Annotated in this window: 16 protein-coding genes; 8 read left to right on the top strand and 8 right to left on the bottom strand. The window is 70.2% G+C overall.

Translation table 11 applies throughout. The annotated features are described in order from the left end of the window. Nucleotides 1–35 precede the first annotated feature (35 nt). Entirely contained in the window at nucleotides 36–1628 is a 1593-nt protein-coding gene (locus ACFYX3_RS32890; RefSeq protein WP_389021306.1) for an ISL3 family transposase, read from the top strand. Nucleotides 1629–1656: 28 nt separating this feature from the next. On the opposite strand, the gene ACFYX3_RS32895 is transcribed toward ACFYX3_RS32890, so the two are convergent. Continuing rightward, nucleotides 1657–2109, bottom strand: coding sequence for a GNAT family N-acetyltransferase (locus ACFYX3_RS32895; RefSeq protein WP_389021309.1), 453 nt, complete (start codon nucleotides 2107–2109; stop codon nucleotides 1657–1659). A 377-nt stretch (nucleotides 2110–2486) separates the two neighbouring features. Here ACFYX3_RS32895 and ACFYX3_RS32900 point away from each other — a divergent pair, with 377 nt between their 5' ends. From ACFYX3_RS32900 to ACFYX3_RS32920, 5 genes are all read left to right on the top strand, one after another. Next, nucleotides 2487–3041 carry a hypothetical protein gene (locus tag ACFYX3_RS32900; RefSeq protein ID WP_389021312.1) on the top strand — a complete coding sequence of 185 codons (555 nt, stop codon included), beginning with the start codon at nucleotides 2487–2489 and terminating at the stop codon, nucleotides 3039–3041. Between the two features lie 23 nt (nucleotides 3042–3064). Continuing rightward, nucleotides 3065–3601 carry a flavodoxin family protein gene (locus ACFYX3_RS32905; protein WP_389021315.1) on the top strand — a complete coding sequence of 179 codons (537 nt, stop codon included), beginning with the start codon at nucleotides 3065–3067 and terminating at the stop codon, nucleotides 3599–3601. Between the two features lie 404 nt (nucleotides 3602–4005). Beyond that, complete coding sequence (locus ACFYX3_RS32910; protein WP_389021318.1) at nucleotides 4006–4464, top strand: Crp/Fnr family transcriptional regulator; 459 nt, start codon at nucleotides 4006–4008, stop codon at nucleotides 4462–4464. A 25-nt stretch (nucleotides 4465–4489) separates the two neighbouring features. Then, nucleotides 4490–5116: a CBS domain-containing protein gene (locus tag ACFYX3_RS32915; RefSeq protein ID WP_389021322.1), complete on the top strand. Its 627-nt coding sequence runs from the start codon at nucleotides 4490–4492 to the stop codon at nucleotides 5114–5116. A gap of 64 nt (nucleotides 5117–5180) precedes the next feature. After that, the gene (locus tag ACFYX3_RS32920) at nucleotides 5181–5867 is read left to right on the top strand and encodes a response regulator (RefSeq protein WP_389021326.1); all 687 of its coding nucleotides are present in this window, start codon (nucleotides 5181–5183) and stop codon (nucleotides 5865–5867) included. Between the two features lies 1 nt (nucleotide 5868). On the opposite strand, the gene ACFYX3_RS32925 is transcribed toward ACFYX3_RS32920, so the two are convergent. The 4 genes from ACFYX3_RS32925 to ACFYX3_RS32940 are packed head-to-tail and all read right to left on the bottom strand — an operon-like array spanning nucleotide 5869 to nucleotide 12033. Continuing rightward, nucleotides 5869–7602: a GAF domain-containing protein gene (locus ACFYX3_RS32925; RefSeq protein WP_389021330.1), complete on the bottom strand. Its 1734-nt coding sequence runs from the start codon at nucleotides 7600–7602 to the stop codon at nucleotides 5869–5871. Nucleotides 7603–7653: 51 nt separating this feature from the next. Next, complete coding sequence (locus tag ACFYX3_RS32930; RefSeq protein WP_389021335.1) at nucleotides 7654–10227, bottom strand: cation-translocating P-type ATPase; 2574 nt, start codon at nucleotides 10225–10227, stop codon at nucleotides 7654–7656. Between the two features lie 55 nt (nucleotides 10228–10282). Continuing rightward, complete coding sequence (locus ACFYX3_RS32935; RefSeq protein ID WP_389021340.1) at nucleotides 10283–11143, bottom strand: universal stress protein; 861 nt, start codon at nucleotides 11141–11143, stop codon at nucleotides 10283–10285. Continuing rightward, the gene (locus tag ACFYX3_RS32940; protein ID WP_389021343.1) at nucleotides 11140–12033 is read right to left on the bottom strand and encodes a universal stress protein; all 894 of its coding nucleotides are present in this window, start codon (nucleotides 12031–12033) and stop codon (nucleotides 11140–11142) included. The genes ACFYX3_RS32935 and ACFYX3_RS32940 overlap by 4 nt, the downstream gene beginning before the upstream one ends. Before the next feature lie 249 nt (nucleotides 12034–12282). Here ACFYX3_RS32940 and ACFYX3_RS32945 point away from each other — a divergent pair, with 249 nt between their 5' ends. Further along, on the top strand, nucleotides 12283–12906 hold the full coding sequence (locus tag ACFYX3_RS32945; protein WP_389021346.1) for a CBS domain-containing protein: 624 nt from the start codon (nucleotides 12283–12285) through the stop codon (nucleotides 12904–12906). Between the two features lie 22 nt (nucleotides 12907–12928). After that, complete coding sequence (locus tag ACFYX3_RS32950) at nucleotides 12929–13918, top strand: Acg family FMN-binding oxidoreductase (protein WP_389021349.1); 990 nt, start codon at nucleotides 12929–12931, stop codon at nucleotides 13916–13918. A gap of 27 nt (nucleotides 13919–13945) precedes the next feature. Here ACFYX3_RS32950 and ACFYX3_RS32955 read toward each other — a convergent pair whose 3' ends face one another. The 3 genes from ACFYX3_RS32955 to ACFYX3_RS32965 are packed head-to-tail and all read right to left on the bottom strand — an operon-like array spanning nucleotide 13946 to nucleotide 17802. Next, the gene (locus ACFYX3_RS32955; RefSeq protein ID WP_389021352.1) at nucleotides 13946–16336 is read right to left on the bottom strand and encodes a glycoside hydrolase family 65 protein; all 2391 of its coding nucleotides are present in this window, start codon (nucleotides 16334–16336) and stop codon (nucleotides 13946–13948) included. Then, nucleotides 16333–16713, bottom strand: coding sequence for a hypothetical protein (locus tag ACFYX3_RS32960; protein ID WP_389021355.1), 381 nt, complete (start codon nucleotides 16711–16713; stop codon nucleotides 16333–16335). The genes ACFYX3_RS32955 and ACFYX3_RS32960 overlap by 4 nt, the downstream gene beginning before the upstream one ends. A gap of 48 nt (nucleotides 16714–16761) precedes the next feature. Beyond that, nucleotides 16762–17802, bottom strand: a complete 1041-nt coding sequence (locus ACFYX3_RS32965; RefSeq protein WP_389021384.1) for a zinc-dependent alcohol dehydrogenase family protein — start codon at nucleotides 17800–17802, stop codon at nucleotides 16762–16764. Between the last annotated feature and the right edge of the window lie 227 nt (nucleotides 17803–18029).

The raw sequence follows: 18029 nt of genomic DNA on the forward strand, positions 1-18029 counted from the left end.
GCTCTGGTCGGCCGTGGACGGTGATGGTGCTGGTCATGCAGATCGATGCACCGTTCTGGGACTCGCTGGTGTTCGAGGGGATCGACGAGGTGGAGGTCGAGGCGGTTGCGGTCGCGTTCGGCACGGTTGAGGTGGTGGCGAGAGGCCGCGCCGCCGGGGCTGTATGTCCTGACTGCGGCCGCTTCTCGGACCGAGTCCACGACCGATACCAGCGCAGACTGAAGGACCTTCCGCTCGCTGAACAGGGCTTTGTGATCCGGCTGACGGTCCGGCGTTTCACCTGCGGGTCGGCGGACTGCCCGCGCCGGACGTTCGCCGAGCCTTTCTCCCGGCTGACTGTCCCGCACGCGCGGTTCACCACGCGGCTCAACCGCGCCCTGGAACGGGTGGGGCTTGCCCTGGCGGGGCGGGCCGGCGCTCGGCTGGCTGCCCAGTTGGGCTTCGGCGCGGGTCGGATGACCTTGCTCCGGAGGGTCATGGCGTTGCCCGATCCGCGGTTCAGTACTCCGCGGGTGCTGGGGGTGGACGACTTCGCGATCCGCCGCGGCCAGACCTACTCCACCGTCTTGACCAGTGTCGAAGGCCATCGCGTGGTCGATGTGCTGCCGACGCGTGAGGCCGGGCCGCTGGCCGCCTGGCTGGTCCGTCATCCCGGTGTGGAGATCATCTGCCGGGACCGGGCGGGCGCCTACGCCGAGGGCGCCCGGCGCGGTGCACCCGATGCTCTGCAGGTCGCTGACCGGTTCCATCTGTGGCAGGGCCTCGGCCGGGCCGTGGAGACCTGCGTCGCCGCCCATCGCGACTGTCTGCGCAATCCGTCGCCCAGCAGCGTGTTGCCGGAGATCAGCGGAGGAGCTTCCTGTCGGCCGCAGGACGACGCGGAGCCCGTTGGTCGGCGGGCCGAGCGGAAGAAGTCCGCACACGCCCTGGTCCACGAGATGCTTGCCCAGGGGCACTCGCGCCGGGCGATCGCCCGGCACCTGGGCTGGGTCCTGAACACCGTGCTCCGGTACGCGAACGCCGCATGCTGGCAGGAGACCATCCGCGAGAACCGGCCCCGGCCCAGCAGGCTGGACCCTTACAAGTCCTGCCTGGAAGGGCGATTCGCCGAGGGATGCACCAGCGTCACCCAACTGCACGGCGAGCTGGTCGCCGAGCAGGCCCCGGTCACTTACGGCATGGTCCGTGCCCACATCGCCACCTTGCGCGGGGTCCCGTCCGCCGCACCGCCGCGGCCGCCGACGGTGCGGCAGGTGACCGGCTGGCTCACCCGGCATCCCGTGACCCTGAGCGAGGAGGACCTGGCCGGGCTGAAGGACGTCCTGGCCCGCTGCCCCGAACTGGACACGGCGGCCGGACACGTCCGCGATTTCGGCGAGATGCTCACCGACCGTCTCGGCTCCACACTTCCCACCTGGATCGACGCCGTCGACGCCAGCCGGCTGCCCGGCCTCACCGGCTTTGCACTGCACCTGTGCCGAGACTTCGACGCCGTGACCGCCGGCCTTACTCTCGACTGGAGCTCCGGCAGCATCGAGGGCGCCGTCAACCGCATCAAGAAGATCAAGCGACAGCTCTATGGACGAGCTGGGTTCGATCTACTCCGCAAGTTGATCCTGCTCCAGTAGCATTCCGTAACTCCTCAAGATCTTTTGCCTATGGAGCTGTATCGCGCAGGTCAGGGCGGTTCCTTGGCAGTCCGAAGCCTGCCATCTTCTTTTCCTCGTAGGACAGGAAGCCCAGGCTCCGGTAGAACGCGTGGTTGCGGCTGCCCTCTGGTGACGCCTCGTGGTCCGTGGACAGGAGGAAGAATCGGCAGTGAGAGTAGCGCCGCATCAAGTGCTCAACCAGCGCGCGGCCGACCCCCTGCCTGTGGTTCGCCGGATTGACCACGACGTCCTGGACGTAACAGATGTGCTCGTCGTCGGAGACGGTCCGGGCCAGTCCCAGGAGGGATCCCGATCCGTCTCGTGCCGTGATGACGAGGTGAGAGTTCACGAGACCGCGACAGAGCTTGTCGACGTCGTTGGTGTAGCCCTCCCAGCCGACCGAGTCGTAGAGCTTCAGCACCTCAGCAGGATCGAAAACGCCCTCTTCCGCTATGAACATGTCGATCCCCTATGCACTGGTGCCACTTCTCACCGTCAACTCGACATCACACACGTCGGGCACGTCAAGATCGATCGCAGTCGGACCCGGCCGCCTTTCGTTCGAACACTGGATGACGCTCCGCGACGACTCCCCAAGATCTGTGCCAGAACCCGCCACTGACCGACAAAGCCACGGTGCCGAACCGGCCGAGCGGAACGTTCGCGGTCACCGCCTTGATATGGGCCTGGCATTCTTCCGCACAGGTCGGCGCAGGGGGATGCCGTTGCCGCCCTGGAGCGGGCGCCGACGTCGGCGATGCGACTGGGGACCGTTCGACCCCAGCGAGATGCCTGTCGTGTGGACCAGACTGGTGGTGTCGGATCTGGGAGGTCTACATGAATACCCAGCCGAGCGTTCTCGCGGCAGGCGAGCCTCACTTGCTCGACACGGCTCTGCCCGAGTTCCGGTTCTCCCGCCTGGAGTGCGCCGTGATCGCCGCCGCGCCGGACGTGGTGTACGGCGCAGCCCGTGATCTGGACATGCTGTCCAAACACTCGCCGCTGCTCGAAGCCGCCACAGCTGGTGATCAGGGGGACCTGGAGGCCCAACCCCGGGTCGCCCTGGGAGAGCGTACGGGGCGCAAGATCGTCTTCGGAGGGGGCGGCAAGGTGCGGAAGCCCACTATCGAATGGCGCCGTGTCGAACCTGGTGACTACCCGGGCTTCGAGGAGCCCGGCGGGGCGAAGATGGCCGCCGCCTTCGTCGTCCACCCCTACGGGGCACGGCGATCCCTCCAGACCTACGAAACGCGTACCGCTTGCAACCGACCCGGTTTCCACCACGCGGTTCGGCCGCTACTGGACGCTGGTTTCCCAGGCGTCGACATCGTGCTGCGTGGAGCACTGCGGGCGATCGAAGCGGCAGCGGAGACCGAAGAAGGAAGCACCTGAGGAGATGAGTCATCATGCGTGCTGTGATCGTGTACGAGAGCCTGTTCGGCAACACGCGCGAGATCGCTGACGCGATCGGAGAGGGTGTGAAGGAGACGCACCCGGACGCCGAGGTCGAGTGCGTGGCAGTGGTCGACGCGTTGCCGGAGCGCATCGGTGCCACCGACCTGCTGGTCGTCGGCGGGCCGACCCATATGCGGGGCATGACCACCGGGATGAGCCGGAAGATGGGGCTGAAGGCCGAGAAGCAAGAAGCCGAGAAGAAGGAGCGCCCCTTCAGCCCCGAGGAGGGCGCCGAGGGCCCTGGCGTCCGCGGCTGGTTCCACGACACGCTCCCGAAGGCCCACACCGGCACTCATGCCGCCGCGGCCTTCGACACCAGGGCGGACATGCCCCTGGCGGGCGCCGCCGCCAGCGGCATCGCACGTCGGCTGCGCGGCCATGGTTATGAACTCGTCGCGGAACCGGAGGGATTCATCATCGAGGAGATCGATGGGCCGCTGCGCGCCGGCGAACGGGATCGCGCGAGGGCGTGGGGCGCGGCCCTCCAGGTCGCTTGACTGACCCACAAGGGAATGCCACCGGCCAACGTGACGACCAAGACCCACGGCCAGCACCGGGCGGTGAGGCGGAGGTCAAGTCCGTGCACATCCTGGCCGAAGCACTCGCCGGCCCCGCCCTGGACTCAGGTGCGGTCGGCGAAGCCGTGCTCCGTCAGCCAGGGCGCGACACCCCCTCCATGCAACCCGGCGCAGGCGGCCTTGTCCGACACGTGCCGGAAGGTCGCACAGTCGGCATCGATCTTGTGCTCATGAATCCGTTGCGTGCCGCACACGGCGGGACGCCGGAGTCGGGTCTGACACGCCTCGCACGGGCCGAACAGGACCCCGAGGGGGCCATCCGGCCCTCCTCTCCGACACGGACCGCGGCCAGACTGGAGTGGACACTGATGCGGAGGTCGCCGATGAGCACTACCCCTAACCCACGGCTCACAGCAGCTCTCTCCGCCGACCAGCGTCAACGGCTGTTGCAGTGCGCCAGCCCGGTGGACTTCCCTGAAGGGACCCGGCTGTTCGAGGAAGGCGGATACGCCGATCGGTTCTGGATCGTCCGTACCGGCACGGTCACCCTGGACGTCCGCGTCCCCGGCAAGCGGCCCGCCGTGGTCGACAGCGTCAACGCCGGCGAACTGCTCGGCTGGTCATGGCTGTTCGAGCCGTACCGCTGGCACTTCGGAGCCGAAGCCATGACGCGGGTACGAGCAGACGAGTTCGACGCGTCCACCGTGCGCATGATGATGGACGCCGATCCGGGCTTCGGCCTCGCCCTGGACCACTTCGTCGGACAGATGCTCGCCCACCGTCTCTTCTCCGCCCGTGTACGGCTGCTGGATCTCTACGCGCCGCACGGGAGCGGCCTGTAGATCTTTACTCCTCTGGGAGAACGTGATGACCGCCTCGCGCTACAACGTCAGCGACGTCATGACCCACACCGCCGTCGCCATCGGGCGTGACGCGCCGTACAAGGAGATCGTCGCGCTCATGGACCAGTGGAAGGTGAGCGCCTTGCCCGTTCTGGAGGGGGAGGGACGGGTGGTCGGGGTCGTGTCGGAGGCCGATCTGCTGCCGAAGGAGGAGTTCCGCACGGACGAGCCCCGCCCGGACGAGTTCGCCGCGGCGTCCAAGGCCGGAGCCGTACGGGCCGGGGAACTCATGTCCAGCCCGGCCGTGACCGTCCATCCCGACGCAACGCTCGCGGAAGCGGCACGGATCATGGCGACGCGGAGGGTAAAACGCCTGCCCGTGGTCAACGGAGTCGGCATGTTGGAGGGTGTGGTCAGCCGCAGCGATCTGCTGAAGGTGTTCCTTCGTACGGACGCCGAGATCGAGGAGGACATCCGCCTCTCCGTCCTCGGCGAGTCGGCCGCCCCCGTGGGGCTCGATGTAACGGTCGCGGACGGTGTGGCCACGATCCGTGGGTCGCTCTCCGACCGGTCGATGGTGCCGCTGGTCGCACGCGCAGTACGAGCTGTGGAGGGCGTCGTCGACGTCCGCATGGATCTCGGTGCTCTTTGAGACGCTCCATGACGGACAGTCCTTGTGGGGGCGGGCACCCACCCGACCGACCACAGGGGTCGCCATGACCGATCTGCCGACAGCCGCCGCACTCACCCGGGTGTTCCTCGTCGATGATCACGAGGTCGTCTGCCGGGGCCTTCATGACCTGATCGACGACGAGCCCGACATGGAGGTGGTCGGCGAGGCCGCAACGGCGGGGCAGGCGCTGGCCAGGGGGCCTGCCCCGCGGCCGGACGTTGCGGTTCTCGATGTACGCCTGCCGGGCGGCGACGGCATCTCCGTGTGCCGGGAGCTGCGGTCCCGGATGCCCGAGCCGGCGTGTCTGATGCTGACGTCGTTCGATGACGAGGACGCCCTGCTGGACGCGATCATGGCGGGCGCGGCGGGGTACGTACTCAAGCAGATCAAGGGATCGGACCTCGTGTCGGCCGTGCGGACCGTGGCCACGGGGCAGTCGATGCTGGACCCGGCCACCACAGCGCGGCTGATGCACTCGCTTCGAGACCCGGAAGCGGCAAAGCCGCCGGAGGACGAGCGGCTCACGGTGCTGTCCGAGCGGGAGCGGTCCGTACTCGAACTGATCGGCGAGGGGCTGACCAATCGGCAGATCGCCAAGCGACTCTATCCGTCGGAGAAGACCGTCAAGAACCACATCTCACGGCTCCTCGGCAAGCTCGGTGCGGAACGCCGCGTACAGGCCGCCGTCATCGCCGCGCAGTCCCACGAGCACGACGCCGAGGAGAAGTAGCTCAGTCCCGCTCGGTCTGCAGCGGGATCCGCCACTCGAGTACCGTGCCGCTGCCGGGCTCCACCCGCGCGCGGACCGACAGGGTGCCGCCCAGCCGCTCGGCCCGTTCGGACAGGTTCCGCAGTCCACTGCGCCTGCCGCCCTGCGGTATGCCCACGCCGTCGTCGCTCACCGTCACCGCCAGCACGCCGTCGGCGGCGACCACCGACACCTCGGCCCGGCGGGCCCGCGCGTGCCGGGCCACGTTGGTGAGGGTTTCACCGATGACCACGATTACCTCCTCGGCCGCCTCAGAGGGCACGTCCGTGTCGAGAAGGCCCTCCATCCGCAGGGCTGGGGCGAATCCAAGCGTGGTCGCGGCCTCGTCCACCGCCCTGGCCACCCGGTTCCTCAGCTTCGGGGCCGTGCCCGGCGTGCCGTGGTCCCGGAGCCCGAAGATGGTCGACCGGATGATCTTGATCGTGGCGTCGAGGTCGTCGATCGCCCGGGTCAACCGGTCCACGGCCTCCGGGTGCTCGACGAACCGCCGGGCGCTCTGCAGCGTCATCCCCGTGGCGAACAGGCGCTGAATCGCGAGGTCGTGCAGGTCACGGGCGATCCGGTCGCGATCCTCCAGCAGACTCACCTGCTCGGCGTCGCGGCGCCGGTCGGCCAGTTCGAGCGCCAGGGCCGCCTGCCCCGCGAATCCGGGCAGAGCGGTGATCTCCGAGCCTGTGAACGCGGGCCGCCCGTGGCGCCGCGCGAGGATCAGCACCCCGCTGAGTCGCTCCTTGGTGCCGACCGTGACGGCCACCACCGGCCCGAATCCCTTCCATCGTTCGGGCTGCACCCTGATGCGCGGCTCGTTCTCGACGTCGCCGACCGTGACCAAGCCCTCCTGCGCGAGGGCGACCTCGGCCAGGGTTCCTTCGCTGGTCGGCAGGACGACGCCCCTGTGCGCTTCGGCCCCCTCACCGCGGGCGAGCGAGCCCCGCAGTTCACCGCCGGCGCCCACCAGGTAGAAGACGCCCATGTCTGCGCCCGCGATGTCCACTGCCCGCTCCAGCATCCCGTCGAGGACCTCGGTCTCCTCCGCGCCGGACAGAAGGGCACTGGTGAGGTCGGAGTTCGCGGCAAGCCACCGTTGCTTGAGCCTGCCCTCCTCGTAGAGGCGGGCGTTGTCGATCGCGATGCCGGCGGCGACGGCCAGGGTCGTCACCACCGCCTCGTCCTCGGCGTCGAAGTCGGCCGTTCCGCGTTTCTCGGTGAGGTAGAGGTTGCCGAAGACTTCGCCGCGGATGCGGATCGGGACGCCCAGGAAGGTGTGCATCGGCGGATGGTGCGGCGGAAACCCGTACGAGGCGGGATGCTCGGACAGCTCGGACAGCCGTAGCGGTCTCGGGTTGCGGATCAGCTCACCGAGCAGGCCGTGGCCCGAGGGCAGGGCTCCGATCTGCTTCCGGAGGTCGTCTCCGATGCCGATGGGGACGAATTCGGAGAGCTTGCTGTCGTCGCCGATGACACCCAGAGCGCCGTACTCGGCGTCCACAAGGGTGACCGCCGCCTCCACGATGTCCCTGAGCACCTGGGGCAGGTCCAGTTCCCGGCCCACGGCCATGACGGCTTCAAGGAGTCCGTTGAGGCGGTCCCTGGTACCCCGCACCTCGTCGATGCGCGCCTGGAGCTCATCGAGCAGCTGGTCGAGTCGCAGCCGCGGAAGCCTGCTGTCCTCCGGCCCCGGACCCTCCCGCGCCATAACCACCTCCGGTCACGTCAAGCGAACGGTCCTCGCCCGACGGACACTCCCTCACGGTAGATCCGGTGCCCCGGATGCTCCAGCCGGACGCGTCCCGTGGAAGGCGGTACGGAGGTGCCGCGCCACGAAGAACCCGGCGGGGACACCGGCGGCGGCCAGGCCGACGCCCGCCCAGCCGAGCGGCTCGGTCTCCAGAACCGAGCTCAGGAAGGGCACGTACAGCGCCGCCAGGCCCAGCAGCGCGGAAGCGAGCACGGACAGGGGGAGGAACGGGTTTTTGCGGGTGAACAGTCGGACGCGGAGTCCCAGGACCACGCCGAGCTGAGCGGCGAGGAGGGCGAGGAAGAGGACGCTCTGCCAGGCGAGACCGAGTGCCTGGGCGGCGATTCCCGCACCGAGGGTGGCTGCCGTGACGACGGCGGCGAGGACGAGCAGGCGCTGCCAGGCACCTCCGCCGAGGATGTGCTGGTCCGGTGGGCGTGGCGGCCGTCGCATCGCTCCCGGCGAGGCCGGTTCTGCGCCCATGGCGACGCCGGTGAGGCCGTGCGTGAGGAGGTTGATCCACAGGATCTGGCCCGCTCGCAGGGGCAGAGGCAGACCGAGCAGCGGACCGAGCAGCATGACGAGGATCTCGGCGGCGCCGCCGGCCATGCCGTAGACGAGGAAGCGCCGGATGTTGTCGTAGACCCGCCGTCCTTCCTCGACGGCCGCCACGACCGTCGACAGCTCGTCGTCGGTGAGGACGAGGTCGGCGGCCTGCCGCGCCACCTCCGTTCCGCGCGCCCCCATGGCGACGCCGATGTCGGCCCGATGAAGGGCGGGCCCGTCGTTGACCCCGTCGCCGGTCATCGCCGTCACCGCTCCGCTGGCACGCCACGCCTCCACGATGTCCAGCTTCTGCTGGGGGTCCGTACGGGCGAACACCCGGACCGATGTCAGATCGGCTACGCGCCCCGCGGCCAGGTCCGCCCCCGTGACCACACGGCCGTCCGTCTCTTCGCCGTCGCCCAAGAGGGCGACGTGGGCCGCCACCGCCCGTGCCGTCGCCGGGTGATCGCCGGTGATGAGGACGGGGGTGATGCCGGCCGCGCGGCAGGAGGCGAGAGTGGCGGCGGCGTGCGGCTTGGGCGGGTCGCTGAGCGCGACGAGGCCGAGGAGCGCGAGTCCCGTCTCCGCCTCGGTGACCGGGCTCGGGATGTCGTCCCGCAGGCCCGATGCCACGGCGAGTACACGGAATCCCCGGGCAGCCAGGCGCGCGGCCTCCCGGTGGGCCGCCCCGAGTGCGTCCGCGTGATCGCGGAGGACGGCCGGGTCGAGTACGGCTTCGGGGGCGCCCTTGAGGCAGACGAGCACCCGGTCTTCGCCGGTCGTGTGGAGCGTGGTCATGCGTCTGCGGAGGCTGTCGAACGGCGCCTCTCCGACCCGGGGCCGGGTCACCGCCAATTCCTCTGGATTCGGGCAGCCGGTCTTGGCCGCGGCCGCGAGCAGGGCGGCTTCCATGGGGTCGCCCAAGGCCGTCCAGCGGCTGCCGGAGGCCCCGTCGTCCGCCGGGTGCAGCGTGGCGTCGTTGCACAGGGCAGTCACGGTGAGGAGTTCCGTCAGGGGTTCGAGCTCGTCCGCTTCCGCCGGCCGCCCGGCGATGAGGGCCTCGCCCTCGGGTTCGTACCCCACGCCCGTGAGCTCGGCGCTCACGCGTGGTGTCCAGACGTGCTGGACGACCATGCGGCCTTCGGTCAGGGTGCCGGTCTTGTCGGTGGCGAGGACGGATACGGAGCCGAGCGTCTCGACCGCGGGCAGCCGCCGTACGAGGGCGTGCCGGGCGGCCATGCGCCGGGCACCGAGAGCGAGGGCGAGGGTGACGACGGCGGGGAGGGATTCGGGGACCGCCGCCACAGCCAGGCTGATGGCGGTGACGGCCATCGTGCCGAGCGGGAGCCCCCGTACGAGGCCAAGGGCGAAGACCAGCACGCACAGGGCGAGCGTCACGGCCGCGAGAATGCGCCCGAGGGCGGCGAGTCGGCGCTGCAGCGGGGTCGGCTCGCGACGTTCGTCGAGAAGGGCCGCGATGCGGCCGAGCGCGCTGGACGCCCCGGTCGCCGTGACCGTGGCCACGCCCCGGCCCCGGACGACGACCGTGCCCGCGCTCAGGGTCGCACCGGCATCCTTGTCGACGGGCACGGACTCCCCGGTGAGCATGGACTCGTCCACCAGGACGGCGGAGGCCTCGGCAAGCTCGGCATCTGCGGCGACGATGTCGCCCTCACCGACCAGGAGGACGTCACCGGGGACGATCACCGCAGCCGCAAGGTCGCGGACGGCGCCGTCGCGCCGCACGCGCGCGTGCGGCGCGGTGAGGGCCGAGAGGGCGGAGACGGCGTTGTCGGCCCTGATCTCCTGCGCCACGCCGACGGTCGTGTTCACGAGGACGACCATGCCGATGACGATCGCATCGGGATGGTCGCCGATCGCGAGGGTGAGCACGACGGCCCCGAGGAGCACCATGATCAGCGGATCGGTCAGCTGGGCCAGGACCCGCCTGTGGAGCCGTACGGGCTTCCTCTCGGCCACCTCGTTGGGGCCCGTGTCGGCCAGTCGCCGGGCGGCCTCCGCCTCGGTGAGGCCCATTGCCACTCCGGCGGGCAGGGGTGTCCGAGCCGCTGCTGACGTCGTCACGGCGGGCTCACACGACGGGGACTGTGATCACCGGACAGTGGGCACGGTGCAGCAGCCCGTGGACGACGGAGCCGACGCGCATCCCGGTGTATCCACCCCGGCCCCGACGGCCGACGACGACACCAAGGGCGTGCTCGGCGGCGTCCGCGAGCATCTCCACGGGGGAACCGATGAGTACCTCGTGGGTGAGCCGGACGTCGGGGTATTTCTGCGACCATCCGGCCGTGGTCTCGGAGAGCAGTCGGCGCTCGGTGTGGAACAGCGTGTCGCCGCTGTGCAGGGAGAAGACGGGGGGCTGCCAGACGGCGATGGCGCGCAGTGCGCAGCGCCGGAGGTCCGCTTCCTCGAAGGCCCAGGCCAGGGCGGCCCGTGAGGACTCACTGCCGTCGACGCCGACCGCGAGGTAGGGCGTCTCCTGCGTGATGTGCTCCGCGTCGCCTACGACCACCACCGGGCAGTGCGCCTTCGCGGTGACCGGTAGGACCAGGGAACCGGCGCTCAGGAACTCCTCGGTACGGCTGAGATGCCGGGAGCCCAGCACGATCAGGCCGGCCTCGTGTGATAGGTCGGACAGGACTCCTGCCGGGACCCCGTCGAGGAGGGCGGAGGTGACCGTGACGCCCGGCTGCCGGGCCTGCGCCCAGGCCAGTGCGGTGCGCAGTACTTCCGTGCCGGCCTGCCGCTGTGCCAGCTGGCGAGGGGTGTCGTCCACATGTTGGGTGTCGTGCTGCGGTGGGACGGCGACCACCAGGCGCAGTGCCGTTCCCCGCAGGTGCGCCTCGTCCGCGGCCCAGGCAAGGGCAAGGTGCCAGTTCTTGACCGGGTCGATACCGATCACGACGGCCCGTCGGTCCGTGGTGCGTGTCATGACGTGCTCCCGTGTCCAGGCCCTTGCCGAGGGATGAGCTCCACGGGGCAGTGGGCGTGCTGCAACAGGCTCAGCGTGGTCCGGCCGAGGGTGGGTCCGAGGTATCCGGGCGAGCGTCGACCGCCGATGACCAGAAGGTCGGCGTGGTGCGATGCGTCGACGAGGGCTCCGGGCACGCTGCGGCTCTTCTGGCCGTCGGCGTGCACGGTGAGTTCGGGAAGCTCCTCGCGGATCAGGTCCGAGACAAAAGCCATCGCACGTACGTGATCGCGGGTGATCTCCTCGCCGCCGTTACTCGGGGCGGCCCTTGAGCCGGCGGACAGCCCCACGCCCCACACGTGCATGAGCCGCAGAGGCACCTTTCGCAGCAGGGCCTCGTGGGCCGCCGCACGGGCGCAGCCCATGTCGTGCTCGTCCCGGACCGCGGCGAGAACCACGCCGGGCTCCGCTGCACCGCGCACCACCACCACGGGCGTGGTGGCGCCGGCCGCGACCTCAAGCCCCACCGATCCGAGCAACAGCGCGGAGAACCCTCCGAGGCCTCGGTGTCCGACGACGATCGTGCCGGTCAGGGCGGCGGCTCGGCGCAGACCGTCGGGGGCTGAGCCGTCGGTGAGTTCCTTGACGACCGTCAGCTCGGGGTGGCGCGCCGTGACCGCCTCGGCCGTCCGGTCGAGCAGTTCCTGCCCCGCTTGCCGACTCCTGAGGATCTCCGCCTGGGACAGAAACGGGCTTGGTGGGTCCGTGTCCACCGCATGGACGAGGTAGAGAGTGCCGCCCCTCAGGACCGCCTCCGCCGCCGCCCACATCACCGCCGTGCGCGCGGATGGTGATCCGTCGGCGCCGACGACGACCCTGCCGAGGCCGGGACGGGCGGTGGATGCGTCCATGGCTCCTCCTCACACGGTCCGAGGGACTGCTTCCACCTTCGCATCCGGTCGCGGGCAGCCGGAGGGCCGCTGGGGTCAATGACGGGGCCAAACGTCCCACCCGGGCGAGGAGGAGCCCGCGGCCTGCGGTGACGAGACCGTTCGGTCCTGACGGTGGACCATTCGGCCCTCGCCGCCCCGGAGCGTGCGTTGGAGGGTGGGTGACGCGGGACAGCGCACCGTCCGAACCCCCGAACAGGAGGCGTGGCGATGAAGCACATGAAGGTCGGCGATCTGATGACCGACGACGTGGTCTCCGCAACCCCCGTGACGTCGTTCCGGGAGGTAACGAAGATGCTTGCCGAGCACGACATCAGCGGAGTTCCCGTCATGGACGAAGACGACCATGTCGTCGGAGTCGTGTCCGAGAGCGACCTCCTGGCCCGCCACGAGTTCACCGCGCGGGACCTGATGACCACGCCGGCCGTCACGGTGCACGCCGAGGAGACGGTGGCGGACGCTGCACGACTGATGGTGCGCCGAGGGGTAGAGCGCCTTCCCGTGGTCGACGAGGAGGAGCGACTGGTGGGCATCGTGACCCGCCGCGATCTTCTCTGTGTCTACCTCCGCCCGGACGCGGAGATACGGCGCCGCATCCGTGAGGACGTCCTCTCGGATGCCATGGACCTGCCCGGGGACGCGGTGGACGTGCACGTCCTCGACGGCGTGGTGACGCTCGCCGGCCGCGTCCGGCGGCGGAGTCAGGCCCTGATGATCGTCGGACTGGCCGAGCGCGTGGACGGCGTCGTTGCCGTCGTGGACCGGTTGTCCTCCCACGAGGACGACACGCGCCTCACCTCGCCCACCCGGACTCCGCACGACATCTCTTGGTGACTCACCGCAGACAGGACGAACCGTGTCTACCACCGCTCTGACCCGACCGCTCGTGACGTCGCTGATCGAAGACGCCGTCACGGCCCCTTCGATGCACAACGCACAGCCCTGGAAGTTCGTCGCCAAGACGGGCTCCGGCATCATCGAGCTGCACGGCGACGACGCTCGCGCCATGCCCCACGAGGACCCCGACCACCGCGCCCTCCACCTCGGCTGTGGCGCCGCCCTGTTCAATCTGCGGGTCGCCGCCGCGCACCGAGCCCTGCATCCGGCAGTTCGGCTGCTGCCCTCCCCCGACGGTCCCTGGCATCTCGCCGACGTACGGATCGACGGCCCCGACGACGCCGACAGCGAACTGGGCATGCTCCACGGCGCCCTCGCACGGCGGCACACCAGCCGCTTCCCCTTCACCGAGGAGCGGATCCCCTCCGAGGTGATCGACGGGCTCCGCGCCGCAGCCCTCCTCGAAGGCTGCCGACTCGTCGTACCCGGAGCGTGGCACACCGACACCGTCATGGATCTCGTCCACGCCTCCGAACTGTTCGAAGCAGCGGACGAGGCCGTACGCGCGGAGATCGCCGCGTGGACACGCACAGGCGCGACCGGGGAAGGCTCCGACACCGAGGGCATCCCCGCGTATGCCTTCGGCCCACGGCAGTACGACGTGACCTCCCCCGTACGGGACTTCGGCGCCCCCCGACAGGTTCCCGGCCGGGTCTCGGCACGCTTCGAGAAGAGCCCGCAGATCGCGCTGCTCGGCACGGCCGAGGACACTCCGGAGGAGTGGCTGAAGGCCGGCCAGGCCATGCAACGCGTCCTTCTGCAGGCCACCCTCGACGGTCTCGCCACCTCCCTCATGTCCCAGCCCCTGGAGTGGCCCGAACTCCGCTTCGACGCACGCGATCCCAGCTCGACGATCAGTTTCGTCCACATGGTGTTCCGCCTGGGCTACGGCCCCGAAGGCCGGACCACGCCGCGTCGGCCCGTCTCCGAGGTGCTCAGCTTCGACTGAACCGCTTCTCACGGACGCAGCCACTTCTCACATACGGAACCAACGCTCCTGTCCGGGTGCGACAGTGACCCTCCGGTCGCCGGGCAGCACGACGGCGAGCGGGCCCTCGGGCGAGGCAGGAACCCGGACGGCCAGCCGCCCGGGCAGTATCCGCAGACGCACGCCTCGATGACGGCCGACGCACAGGGTGAAAGTGAACCGTGGGATCTCCGCAAGCGGCACCGGAGCCACCCGCAGCCCCTCCGGTCCCGTTTCCAGGCCGGTGATCCCGCGTTCGACGAGGTCGATCGTGCCGGCCATCGCGCCGAGATGAACGCCCTCGCCGGTCGTGCCTCCCTGGACGTCGGCCACGTCGGCGAGCAGGGCCTCCTCGCAGTACCGCCAGGCTCCGGCTCCCTTCTGCCGGGCCAGGACCCAGCCATGGACGAGGCTGCTGAGCGTCGAGCCGTGGCTGGTGCGCTGCAGGTAGTACGAGACGGTCGTACGCCACATCTCGTCGTCCAGCGCGTAGCCGAGCCGGCCGAACAGGCCGTACAGCTCCTCGGGCCTGAAGAGGTAGCCGAGCATGAGGGTGTCGGCCTGCTTCGACGCCTGGTAGCGGTTGACCGTGTCGCCCTCGGCCTCCAGGATCCGGTCGAGTCTGCGGATGTCGCCGTACCGGGCCCGGTACGCCTCCCAGTCGAGCTCCTCCAGGTCTCCGTATCCCTCGAACTGGCTCACCACGCCCTGGTGGAACGGAACGTACAGGCGGCGGGAGACGTCCTCCCAGCGAGTGAGTTCGCCGTCGTCCAGCGACAGTTGCTCCGCCAGTTCCGAGCGACGGGCCTCGTGCAGTTCGCCGAGCAGGTCGAGGCCACGGGCGAGCACCCAGGCGGCGGTCGCGTTGGTGTAGGCGTTGTCGTCGATGCCCGGGACCGTCGCACCGGGATAGGCGTCGTGGTACTCGTCCGGTCCCACGACCCTGCGGATCCGGTAGCGCCGCAGGGCCGGGTCGAAGTCAGCGGCCCCGGCCCAGTAGCGGGCGACCTCAAGGAGGATCTCCGCCCCGGCGGCGTGGAGGAATCCGCGGTCGCCGGTGGCCTGCGCGTACTGCCAGACATTGAACGCGACGGCCGAGCCCACGTGGCGCTGGAGCCGTGAATGATCGGCCAGCCAGCGTCCTGAGCGCGGGTTGAGGTGCAGGGCCTGGGTCTCCTCCCGGCCCGAACTCGCGCTCTGCCACGGATACATGGCCCCCTGGCGACCGGTGAGGCGGGCGGCCGCACGGGCGGCGGGCAGCCGACGGTGCCGGTACATGAGCAGCGCCCGGGCCACCTCGGGGAAGTGGAGGTCGAGGTAGGGCAGGACGAAGAGCTCGTCCCAGAAGACGTGCCCCCGGTACGCCTCGCCGTGAAGGCCGCGCGCGGGCACACCCACGTCGAGGTCCGCCGTGTGCGGGGACAGCGTCTGCAGCAGGTGGAACATGTGCAGCCGCAGGATGCGGCCCGCCTCCCCCGGCACGTGCAACTCACCCTGCTCCCAGACGCGCTGCCAGGCCGCTTTGTGGGCCGAGAGCAGCCGGGGAAAGGAAGGAGCACGAGCGATCGCGTCGGTGGCCGCCGAGAGCGGGTCGGCGGCAGGCCAGTCCATCGAGGTGTGCAGCGCCAGAGTCTTCACGACGATCACCGAGCGGCGGGGAACGATCGGCAGGTGGTAAGTCTGCACGGTGCCGGTCCTGGTGGCCGCCTCCCGCACGGGCCGCGCAGGGTGGGTGACCGTGCGCACGACCATGGCGATCCTGATGCCCGGGTCGACGGTACGGCACGAGATCCAGGCGACACCGTCAGGCTCGAATCCGGTCCGTTGGTCCCTGAGATGGCGCCCGTCAAGGTGTCGGTAGCGCTCGACTCCGGCGTTGGTGACGGTGCCGTCCAGGACGGACTGCACCTCGACGGCGCCGCTCCAGCCATAGGCGCGGAACAGGGTGCACTGAGCCGCGAGCCCGGCGTCCCCCATGTGAACGACACGGATGTGGCTGACGCGCAGACCCTGCCCGCGTGCGTCCTCGAAGAACAGGCTCCGGGTGAGCACACCCTCGCGCAGGTCGAGACGGACGTCGTAGTGGCGCAGCTCTGCGGCGTCGGGCGTCAGCCAGTCTCCGGCCGGCCCGTCGTCCGGCAGGCAGCGATAGCGCAGAAGCGTCCAGTTCGGAAGGTTGACGAGGTCCTCGTTCTCGACCCGCTCGCCCGCGACGACCGAAGTGAGCCGGTCGTAGCCGCCGGCCAGATAGGTCCCCGGGTAATGAGTGGTCCCGGCAGTGCACTCGGGGGCGGAGCCCCGAGTGGCGAACCGGCCGTTGCCGAGAGTGCAGAGGGCTTCGACCAGCGGCTCGCGTTCCGGGTCGTACCGGTCGTACCTCCATACCCAGCCGGTGGTCATCCGCGCTCCCCCCACACCCTCCGCGCCAGCGTGGTGAAATCGGGAACCACCAGGTCGGCGCCCTGTTCTCGCAGGGGACCGGCCGCGCTCCGCAGCGGAGTGCGGTCGACACCGACGGCGAGACCGAAGCCGCCGCAGCACGCAGCCTCGACTCCGGCGAGAGCGTCCTCGGCAACCACGGTCTCCTGTGGGCGGATGCCCAGGAGCGCGGCCGCCCACAGGCAGAGCACGGGATCCGGCTTGCCGGCGAGGCCGAGCCGGGCGGCGTCCTCGCCATCCACGATCACCGCGAGGAGACCGGCCGCGTCGAGGAGCACGCCGTCCGTGTCCAGAACGAGTGCGCGGAGCGGGCGGGATCCGGGGCCTCGGCCATCCACGGGAGCGCTCCGCGCCGGACGGTGGTGGGGGCCGGTCATCGGCACGTCCTACGCCCCGCCGAGCACGACTTTGAGGGCGCCCGTATCCGCCGCTCGCCCGAAGACGTCGTACGCCTCCTCCATCTGCCCCAGCTCGAAACGGTGGGTGACGAGGGACGAGGACGGCAGCCGTCCGCTGGCCATCATGCGCAGCAGCATGGGTGTGGACGAGGTGTCCACCAGACCGGTGGTGATCGTGACGTCCTTGATCCACAGGTCTTCGAGGTGGAGCACCGCCGGCTTGCCGTGGACGCCGATGTTGGCGACCCGGCCCCCGGGCCGGACCATCCGCGTGCACATCTCGAACGCCTCCGGAACGCCGACGGCCTCCATGACGACGTCGGCACCGAGGCCGTCGGTCAGATCCGCGACCAGCTGTTCCGGTTCCTCCCTCGCGTTCACCGTGGCGTCGGCACCGAGGGCGCGGGCGGCGGCCAGCCGCGACTCGGCCAGGTCGACGGCGATGACACGGCCTGGACTGTAGAACCCGGCGGTGGCGATCGCGGCGAGACCTATAGGGCCCGCGCCCACGACGACGACCGTGTCGGCGGGCCGCACGGCACCGTTCAGCACCCCCACCTCATAGGAGGTGGGGAAGATGTCGGCGAGCAGGACGGCATCGGAGCTGTCTATCGAGTCGGGCAGCGGATGGACCGACAGGTCGGCGAAGGGCACGCGGACGTATTCGGCCTGGGTGCCGTCGATCGTGTGGCCGAGGATCCAGCCGCCTCCGCCGCGGCACTGTCCGTAGCGGCTCTCGCGGCAGAAGCGGCACCTGCCGCAGGCCGTGATGCAGGAGATCAGGACGCGGTCGCCGGGACGTACCGTGCGGACGTCGCCTCCGGTCTCGACCACCGTGCCGACCGCCTCGTGTCCGAGGACCCGGCCGGCGGTCACCTCCGGCACGTCCCCCTTCAGGATGTGCAGGTCCGTGCCGCAGATGGTGGCGGCGTCGACCCGGACGATCACGTCGGCAGGGTCCTCGATGACCGGGTCGGGTACCTCCTGCCAGGCGATCCGGCCAGGTCCCTGGAAGACGAGTGCCTTCATGGCGCCCACCCACTTCCTGTCGCGCGTCGCTCGGTCCTCGTCCACCAGGCTCCGCTGAGCCCTCCGGCGACACATGAGCCGGTCGGCCCCCGAAGGGGCCCGCTCGGACCCTCCGGACAGGACCGGTCCGGATGCGACGGTGGAGTCCGGCCCACACTCCGAAGGAGGGCGGTCATGTCCGAGGCAGCCCCGAACCCCTTGTCTGCCGGTCCCGCCGCCCCGCGGCC

The organism is Streptomyces sp. NPDC002463, assembly GCF_042889835.1.
GTDB lineage: Bacteria > Actinomycetota > Actinomycetes > Streptomycetales > Streptomycetaceae > Streptomyces > Streptomyces nymphaeiformis.

Bases quoted from the DNA above. Each gene is read 5' to 3' on its own strand.
- ACFYX3_RS32890 (WP_389021306.1), top strand. From the start codon at position 36: ATGCAGATCGATGCACCGTTCTGGGACTCGCTGGTGTTCGAGGGGATC.
- ACFYX3_RS32895 (WP_389021309.1), bottom strand. From the start codon at position 2,109: ATGTTCATAGCGGAAGAGGGCGTTTTCGATCCTGCTGAGGTGCTGAAG.
- ACFYX3_RS32900 (WP_389021312.1), top strand. From the start codon at position 2,487: ATGAATACCCAGCCGAGCGTTCTCGCGGCAGGCGAGCCTCACTTGCTC.
- ACFYX3_RS32910 (WP_389021318.1), top strand. From the start codon at position 4,006: ATGAGCACTACCCCTAACCCACGGCTCACAGCAGCTCTCTCCGCCGAC.
- ACFYX3_RS32915 (WP_389021322.1), top strand. From the start codon at position 4,490: ATGACCGCCTCGCGCTACAACGTCAGCGACGTCATGACCCACACCGCC.
- ACFYX3_RS32920 (WP_389021326.1), top strand. From the start codon at position 5,181: ATGACCGATCTGCCGACAGCCGCCGCACTCACCCGGGTGTTCCTCGTC.
- ACFYX3_RS32925 (WP_389021330.1), bottom strand. From the start codon at position 7,602: ATGGCGCGGGAGGGTCCGGGGCCGGAGGACAGCAGGCTTCCGCGGCTG.
- ACFYX3_RS32930 (WP_389021335.1), bottom strand. From the start codon at position 10,227: ATGGGCCTCACCGAGGCGGAGGCCGCCCGGCGACTGGCCGACACGGGC.
- ACFYX3_RS32935 (WP_389021340.1), bottom strand. From the start codon at position 11,143: ATGACACGCACCACGGACCGACGGGCCGTCGTGATCGGTATCGACCCG.
- ACFYX3_RS32940 (WP_389021343.1), bottom strand. From the start codon at position 12,033: ATGGACGCATCCACCGCCCGTCCCGGCCTCGGCAGGGTCGTCGTCGGC.
- ACFYX3_RS32945 (WP_389021346.1), top strand. From the start codon at position 12,283: ATGAAGCACATGAAGGTCGGCGATCTGATGACCGACGACGTGGTCTCC.
- ACFYX3_RS32955 (WP_389021352.1), bottom strand. From the start codon at position 16,336: ATGACCACCGGCTGGGTATGGAGGTACGACCGGTACGACCCGGAACGC.
- ACFYX3_RS32965 (WP_389021384.1), bottom strand. From the start codon at position 17,802: ATGAAGGCACTCGTCTTCCAGGGACCTGGCCGGATCGCCTGGCAGGAG.